The 6,923-nt window shown below is 40.2% G+C and carries 7 protein-coding genes and 1 pseudogene; 1 reads left to right on the forward strand and 7 read right to left on the reverse strand.

Features of this window, described 5'->3' with window-relative positions; translation table 11 throughout:
- Positions 1 to 44 precede the first annotated feature (44 nt).
- From RCH61_RS06080 to RCH61_RS06110, 7 genes and pseudogenes are all read right to left on the reverse strand, one after another.
- On the reverse strand, positions 45 to 632 hold the full coding sequence (locus RCH61_RS06080) for an ATPase (protein WP_306480158.1): 588 nt from the start codon (positions 630 to 632) through the stop codon (positions 45 to 47).
- The gene (coaD, locus tag RCH61_RS06085; RefSeq protein ID WP_306480159.1) at positions 629 to 1,126 is read right to left on the reverse strand and encodes a pantetheine-phosphate adenylyltransferase; all 498 of its coding nucleotides are present in this window, start codon (positions 1,124 to 1,126) and stop codon (positions 629 to 631) included. The genes RCH61_RS06080 and coaD overlap by 4 nt, the downstream gene beginning before the upstream one ends.
- Entirely contained in the window at positions 1,120 to 1,689 is a 570-nt protein-coding gene (rsmD, locus tag RCH61_RS06090; protein WP_306480160.1) for a 16S rRNA (guanine(966)-N(2))-methyltransferase RsmD, read from the reverse strand. Before rsmD ends, coaD begins: the two co-directional genes overlap by 7 nt.
- A gap of 147 nt (positions 1,690 to 1,836) precedes the next feature.
- Positions 1,837 to 2,043 carry an alpha/beta-type small acid-soluble spore protein gene (locus RCH61_RS06095; RefSeq protein ID WP_009242677.1) on the reverse strand — a complete coding sequence of 69 codons (207 nt, stop codon included), beginning with the start codon at positions 2,041 to 2,043 and terminating at the stop codon, positions 1,837 to 1,839.
- 197 nt (positions 2,044 to 2,240) lie between these two features.
- A pseudogene (recG, locus tag RCH61_RS06100) lies at positions 2,241 to 4,310 on the reverse strand (ATP-dependent DNA helicase RecG); the annotation flags it as partial.
- Positions 4,311 to 4,415: 105 nt separating this feature from the next.
- The gene (locus RCH61_RS06105) at positions 4,416 to 6,089 is read right to left on the reverse strand and encodes a DAK2 domain-containing protein (protein ID WP_306480161.1); all 1,674 of its coding nucleotides are present in this window, start codon (positions 6,087 to 6,089) and stop codon (positions 4,416 to 4,418) included.
- 13 nt (positions 6,090 to 6,102) lie between these two features.
- The gene (locus tag RCH61_RS06110) at positions 6,103 to 6,462 is read right to left on the reverse strand and encodes an Asp23/Gls24 family envelope stress response protein (protein ID WP_306480162.1); all 360 of its coding nucleotides are present in this window, start codon (positions 6,460 to 6,462) and stop codon (positions 6,103 to 6,105) included.
- A 186-nt stretch (positions 6,463 to 6,648) separates the two neighbouring features.
- On the opposite strand from RCH61_RS06110, the gene rpmB reads away from it, so the two are divergent.
- Positions 6,649 to 6,834, forward strand: coding sequence for a 50S ribosomal protein L28 (rpmB, locus tag RCH61_RS06115; protein ID WP_009320597.1), 186 nt, complete (start codon positions 6,649 to 6,651; stop codon positions 6,832 to 6,834).
- Positions 6,835 to 6,923: the final 89 nt, after the last annotated feature.

The following is a 6,923-nucleotide window of genomic DNA, read 5'->3' on the forward strand; positions in this document are numbered from 1 at the left end:
ATCTTTCTTTTTATGACAGATAATCCTCTTTTAAGCACAATCTTTTAGAACAGTACATCCTGAGAATCATATGCTCCCGGATCTTCTTCCTCCGGTATATCCAGCTCTGCACGGTTCGCCCGAACTGTTTCGTAACATTCCTGCAGAGAACTGATCAAGCCGTCATACTTCGTCGTATAACTGTCCAGTGTATGTCCGATGATACTTTCGGCATTTGCCATCAAATCATCCGTATACTGGATTGCGCCGATTCGGATCGCATTCGCATCTGTTGTTGCATTATCTATAATTTCCTGAGCCTGTGCCGTAGCTTGCGTTACGATCTCATTTGCCTGCGCGTAAGCCTGCTGCATGATCTCATGTTCACTGACAAGTTCTGTCGTCTGCACCTGTGCCTCTTCAATCATCGCATCAGCTTTCGCCTGTGCATCAGCAAGAATCGCATCACGATTCGCAATGATCTTCTGATAACGCTTTATCTCGTCAGGAGTCTTCATTCGAAGTTCTCTCAAAAGTTCTTCTAAATGTTCTTTATTTACAATAATCTTTGTTGTTGATAATGGCTGGAATTTACAGTCACGATCGATGTACTCTTCAATCTCTTCGATAATCTGCTCTATACGGCTGCTCATTTGTTACACTCTCCTTTTGTATTCATCTTTTTTTCAAGTTCTAACGCGACTGCTTCCGGCACAAATTGTGTTAAATCTCCCCCAAAAGCAGCAATTTCTCTTACTGTTGTAGAACTTAAATAAGAATATTCAATACTCGTCGTCAAAAACATCGTCTCTATATTCGGATCCAGTTTCTGATTCGTCTGTGACATCTGAAGTTCATACTCGAAATCTGTAATCGCTCTCAGACCTCTTATTACAAGTCCGGCATCCATTCGAGCCGCAAACTCAACTAAAAGTCCGTCAAACGGAACGATTCGAATATTATTGAGATCTTTTGTCACTTCTCTTAACATTTTAACACGTTCTTCTACAGAAAACAACGGAATTTTTGCTTTATTGCTCAATACGCCGACAATTAATTCATCAACAATTTTACAAGATCTGCGCATAATATCTATATGACCGTATGTAACCGGATCAAAGCTGCCCGGATAAATTGCTCTTAACATATTTCTTCCTTCCCCGCCTTCTCGATAAACAGGTGTTTATTCGTTTTATATACTTTTTCTCTTAGAATTTCAAATCCAAGATCTTTCAAATAAGAAAAATCCGTATCTTTTGAAGCTTCTACGATAATCTGTGTATCTTCATATACAAGATCTGAATCGGACAAATATTCCAACACTTTTCGTTCCAGTTCTCTGTCATATGGCGGATCTAAAAAAATATAATCGAATACTTTTTCTCCTTCTAATCTGTAAAGTGCGTTCATGACATCCGATGTCAAAGTAACTGCTTTTCCCGCAAGTTTCGTAAACTTCAAATTCTCTTTAATACAGTCCATCGCCTTTGGATTGTTTTCTACGAAAACAGCTTCCCGGGCGCCTCTGCTGAGAGCCTCGATCCCGATGCCTCCGCTGCCTGCGAACAAATCAAGAAAGACGCAGTCAAACATTGCCGGTCCGATCATATTAAACAAAGTTTCTTTGATCCGGTCAGTCGTAGGTCTTGTATCCATTCCGTCTAAAGTCTTTAATCTGAGACTTCTTGCACTTCCTGCAATCACGCGCATAAAACGACACCTCATTTCTTTAACAACTACGCAAAATTTTATCAGAAAAAAACGCCCGGGTCAACCCGGACGTTTTTTTCTTTTAATCCAGTTCTCCGTTTCTTACGAAGTGCTGTGGCAGCAAACTTTTCTTATCGAAAAGAAGCATTATTTACCTGCCATCTGTTTTTCCTGCTGCTCGATCATTTTCTTGACCATATATCCGCCTACAGATCCGTTCTGTTTTGAAGTGAGGTCTCCATTGTAACCGTCTGTCAACGGTACTCCGAGCTCACTTGCCACTTCATACTTGAATTTGTCCAAAGCGCCTTTTGCCTCCGGTACTGCTGCTCTGTTAGATGAACGATTTGCCATGATCAATTTCCTCCTTTTGCATTTTAACGGCCTTAGCCATTTTCGTTTGTTGTAACAATTTTCCGGCTGCATCTGTATGTAATCTGCCGCTCATGCAGCCGGTTACAATACATTTGCTTTCCGTTTGTTTTGTTACGCTCATAGTATATGGAGGAAAGTATTTTTTAAACAGGAAATTTTTTACAGATCCTTTTCTACTATAATGTTGTTTCCAGCATAATCTGCTGTATTTTATTATCAATATATTTTTTTAAATTTCTATAAGACTCCGCTTTCAGTTCGGGATCTTTTTTTAAGATCATATTCGCTGCTTCCCCGGCATTTTTTAACACTTCCGCATCTTGAAAAACATCTGCAATCTTAAAATCAAGCAGACCGCTTTGACGTATTCCAAACAAATCTCCGGGACCTCTCAGACGCAGATCTTCATTTGCGATAAAAAAACCGTCATTTGAATGATTTAAAATCTCAAGTCTTTCTTTTGTTTCGTCAGATTTAGAAGCGGACATAAAAATACAATAAGACTGATGCCCTCCTCTTCCGACTCGTCCTCGAAGCTGATGAAGCTGCGCCAGCCCGAATCGTTCTGCATTTTCAATCAACATAACCGTCGCATTCGGCACATCAATTCCGACTTCTACTACGGTTGTTGATACGAGAACCTGAATTTCATTTTTTCCAAACGCAGACATCACCTCGTCTTTTTCCTTCTGTTTCATTTTTCCGTGAAGGCATCCTACACAGATATGATTTCCCAGTTCTTCGGCAAGCATTTGAGAATAATCCGTAACATTTTCAGCCTCCAGGCTTTCGCTTTCTTCAACCATAGGACAGATTACATAACATTGCCGCCCCATAGAAACCTGCTTCTGAATAAATCGGTATGCCTTTTCCCGATATTCCGTATTTACTACGCAATTTTTAATCGGCAAACGATTTTTGGGCATTTCATTGATGACCGAGATATCCAAATCCCCGTATAAAATAATTGCAAGCGTCCTTGGGATCGGTGTTGCGCTCATAACGAGAATATGAGGCGTTCTTCCTTTTTGTGCAAGTGTTTCCCTCTGCCTTACTCCGAAGCGATGTTGTTCATCTGTAACGACAAGCGCAAGATCATGATAGATTACTTTTTCCTGGATAAGAGCATGTGTTCCGATTATAATCGAAACCTCTCCTGACTCAATCCGTTTATAAGCATCCCTTTTTTGACGCGTTGTCATAGAACCTGTTAAAAGTTCCGCCTGAACAGGAATCTTGTATGCTTCCAGCATATTTGTTATATTTTCATAATGCTGAACAGCCAGCACTTCCGTAGGCGCCATAAGAGCGCCTTGATATCCGTTTAAGGCAGTCAGCAAAAGCGCTAAAAACGCAACGATTGTTTTTCCTGATCCTACGTCACCTTGTACAAGTCTGGACATGACATTTGCACTTTGCATATCCTGTTTTATCTCGGTCCAAACTTTCATCTGGGCATTCGTAAGTCGGTAAGGAAGGGCTCCTAAAAATTGCTCAATCTGTGGGACTTCTTCAAAACAAAACGGATTTTCACTGCGATTTTCTGATTCTTTCATCCTCCGCAAAGATAAAATAAAAACCAGAAATTCTTCAAATACAAATCTTTCTCTCGCTGTGCAAAACTGCTCTTTTCCTGTCGGAAAATGCATTGTCTGAATCGCTTCTTTGTATTCAGGAAAACGATACTTAAGACGAAGCTCTTCAGGAAGAAGATCTTGCTCGTCTTCTGCAAAAGATATGGCCTGTTTTACAGCTTTTATTACAGCGTTGTTTGTCAAACCGGCAGTCAAACTGTATATCGGTTGCATTGTATGTCTCTTTTCCTCATACTTGAATGCCGGATAAAAGATTTCAGGGTGCTCCATTACAAGTTCATTTTTCTTCCGTACAATACGCCCGCGCAGAATAAGCACTCCCCCTTTGGCAAGAGTGCTTCGTAAAAAAGGCATTCGATACCAAACAACTTTCAATATTCCCGTCACATCTTTTAAATGAAGAGTCGTAACTTGCATTTTTGAATTAGCAGATACCTGGATTTTGCCGAAAACCATTCCTGATACAGTGCAGGTTTTTCCTTCTTCTGCCTCACCGATTGAAACCGGATCTTCAAAGATTTCGAATCCTTTTGGATAATAACGGATCAGATCATCGACCGTATTTACTCCGATTTTCTGAAATAATTTTTCCGTCTTTTCTCCGACTCCTTTTAAGCAGCTGATCTTTCTTTTTTCCACCTTTATTCCCGCCTGTTCATTAGATTGTTTTTTGTTTTCTCAATATATTTTGAGGCGTTCTCCCTTCAGGAAGAGCGCCTCTTTTTGCAATATTATGTTTTCTTTTACAGATATACTTTATTCTACAGAAAGGACATAATAATAGATCGGCTGTCCACCCATATGAACATCGACATCGACATCAGGATACAAATTTGCAACTTCCTCTGCAAAACTTTCCGCATCCTCTTCAAGAACATCCTGGCCGAAATACAGACTGATTAATTCTGACTCTTCATCAACAAGCTGTGACAGCATTTCTTTTGTTGTTTCTTCAACAGACTGACCGACTGCAAGAATTCCATGATCTCCGATTCCCATAATGTCGCCTTCATGTATCTCTTTGTCATCGATATGTGTATCACGAACGGCATATGTGACCTGTCCGGTCTTCACATTTTTAATCGCTTCTTCCAGCGTTTCAATATTCGTATCCACATCCGCTTCAGGCATGTAGCTGATGATCGCCGTAATTCCCTGAGGAACAGTTTTTGTCGGTATTACAATAATATCTTTATCTTCTGTCAATGACTGTGCCTGATTTGCCGCAAGAATAATATTTTTATTATTCGGAAGGATGAAGATATGATCTGCATTTACTTCATCAATGGCGCTGAGCATATCATCCGTACTTGGATTCATTGTCTGTCCGCCTTCAATGATATAGTCAACTCCGAGTTCACGGAAAATCTCATTCATTCCTTCTCCTATAGAGACAGCGATAAATCCAACCGATTTTCTTGGCTCTTTTTTCTTCTTTGCAGCCGCTTGTTCCGCTTGCTGCGCTGCTGCTTTTTCTGCGTCTTTGATCAGTTTTTCCTGATGTTCCTCGCGCATATTATCAATTTTCATTCTCGAAAGCTGACCGTAAGTAAGCGCCTTTTGGATTGCAAGTCCGGGATCATTTGTGTGTACATGAATCTTTACAATATCATCATCCGCAACACAAACAATGGAATCACCAATGGACTCAAGATATGCCTTGAATTCTGTCTCATCATTCTCTGTAAACGCTTTTTCTGTCATGATGATAAACTCTGTACAATATCCAAACTTGATATCTGCTTCTGCCTGCTGACCCGGTTTTACCATCTTCGTACCGCCACTTGCCTCGATCGCAGTATAATCCACTTCTTTTCCGAGAAATGCATCATAGGCTCCGTGGATCACTTCAAGTAATCCCTGTCCGCCGGAATCCACAACGCCGGCCTCCTTTAATACAGGCAGCATCTCCGGCGTCTGCGCTAAAACTTCTTCTGCATATTTAATTACTTCCGGAATAAATACTTCTAAATCTTCTGTTGTTTCTGCAAGTTCTTCTGCTTTTCTTGAAATACCTTTTGCAACAGTAAGAATCGTACCTTCTTTCGGTTTCATTACTGCTTTATAAGCAGTCGCAGTTGCCCGCTCACATGCTTTTGCTAAAATAACTGCGTCAATTTCTTTGTGATCTCTGATCTCCTTTGTAAATCCTCTGAGAAGCTGTGAAAGAATTACGCCTGAATTTCCGCGCGCTCCTCGAAGTGAACCTGAAGAAATCGCTTTCGCGATTGTCAGCATATCTGCATTTTCAAGAGATTGTACCTCTTTTGCAGCAGACATGATCGTAAGAGTCATGTTTGTTCCTGTATCACCGTCAGGAACCGGGAATACATTCAACTCATTAATAAATTCTTTTTTTGCTTCCAAATTAGCCGCTCCTGCAAGAAACATCTTACGAAACAGCTCTGTATTTATCGTTTTAACTGCCACGAAAATATCCTCCTTAATCAATCACTCTCACACCTTCTACAAAGATGTTGATCTTTTCTACCGACATTCCAGTAAACTCTTCAACCTTATACTTCACATTGCTCATAAGATTGTCAGAAACAGAAAGGATATTCACCCCATAGGCTACGATCACATGAAAATTTAAAGTAATCTCATTATCGTCTGAAATTACCACTTGAATTCCATGTGTCAGACTATCTCTTTTCAGAAGACGCACAAGTCCATCCTTCATATTTACAGCCGCCATTCCGACAATTCCGAAACATTCAACAGCAACGGAACCCGCATATTTGGCGATCACCTCCGGATTCACCGTGATAATGCCAAGATCTGTGCTCATACTTCCTTTCATAATATATACCTCCGGTTCTTTCACACATTTTTGCCATAAATAACATGATTATTATACTATCACTTCTTACATTTTACAATATACATTCGATTTTTTTAAAAAATACTTGCAATACCGAAATGTTTCTGATAGAATATCAGTGTTATGAGTCTATATGACGAGTTCAGATTGTTAGGAGGTGCAGTCATGGCTAAATGTGCTATTTGTGAAAAGGGTGCTCATTTTGGTAACAATGTAAGCCACTCTCATAGAAAAACACCGAAAATGTGGAAATCAAATGTAAAATCCGTCAGAGTCAAAACAGAAGGCGGTTCCAAAAAAATGTATGTTTGTACATCTTGTCTGAAATCCGGACGCGTAGAGCGCGCTTAAGAATCAGACACACATCATCGGGAAAATGACACGGAAAGGGGCTGTTGCAAAATAGATGAGTAATCATCTATGGAGCAATAGCTCCCTTT

The organism is Mediterraneibacter sp. (assembly GCF_030825015.1).
Taxonomy (GTDB): Bacteria; Bacillota; Clostridia; order Lachnospirales; family Lachnospiraceae; genus Mediterraneibacter.